At 37.9% G+C, this 1012-nt stretch carries 1 pseudogene; it reads right to left on the bottom strand.

Annotation, left to right across the window (positions count from 1 at the left end):
• Nucleotides 1-1012: pseudogene (locus HMPREF3032_RS07620) on the bottom strand (hypothetical protein); the annotation flags it as partial.

Raw genomic sequence — 1012 nt, 5'->3', positions numbered from 1 at the left:
TGGTTGTACATTCTCTTTCGGTTGACCATTTGGAAGTACGTCCGCTGCATTATACCATTTACCATCATTAGCCATTTTTTTGCCATCTACTGGCTCAAATGTGTTAGCACCATTCGCTACATTGCCCAATTGAGTTGGAGATGTTGTATTTGGTTTATCTCCTGCTGGTGTTGGATTTACTAAAGCTGTTTTTAACGGTTTTGTTGTATCAACTGGATCAATTACATTACCTTGTGCATCTAGTGGTTGACCTTTATCATTCACTTTAGTACTTGGATTACCATCAGCATCTACTGGTTGACCTTGATTATTTACTTTGTAATACTTGTCGCCTACTTTTGCTACTGGGTTACCTTCTGCATCTGTGTATGTTACAGGCAATCCTGTTACATTGTACGTAACATTGCTTGTTGTGCCATCTGCAGATGTAGTTACTACTGCTGTTGTATTCGCACCATTCACAAAGTTTACAGTGTCATATGGTTTTACAAAATCACGAGCTTCGCCGTTATTTTGTAAGTTCCAACCTGCATTCAATACATCAGATACTGTAGCTGCATTGTTACCTACAAAGTTAGGGTTAGGTTTTCCATCTTTTGTTGGTTTCAATAAGTCAGCTGCTTCTTTTGCTGTAATAGGCGCTGCTGTATTGTTTTTGCCATCAATTGGAGCACCATTTACATCGTATGCTTTTTTATCAGCATCGTTCACAGTTGGAATATTATTTTTCACATTATTTAACGATGTTGGGCTTGTAGTGCTTGTTTTATCAGCTTCCGGTGTTGGATTTACTAAAGCTGTTTTTAATGGTTTTGTTGTATCAACTGGATCAATTACATTACCTTGTGCATCTAGTGGTTGACCTTTATCATTCACTTTAGTACTTGGATTACCATCAGCATCTACTGGTTGACCTTGATTATTTACTTTGTAATACTTGTCGCCTACTTTTGCTACTGGGTTACCTTCTGCATCTGTGTATGTTACAGGCAATCCTGTTACATTGTACGTA

It is taken from the genome of Veillonella sp. DNF00869, from assembly GCF_001553345.1.
Lineage (GTDB): Bacteria > Bacillota > Negativicutes > Veillonellales > Veillonellaceae > F0422.
Note: the sequence above shows the minus strand (reverse complement) of the source record. Positions and strands in the feature narration are given on the sequence as shown.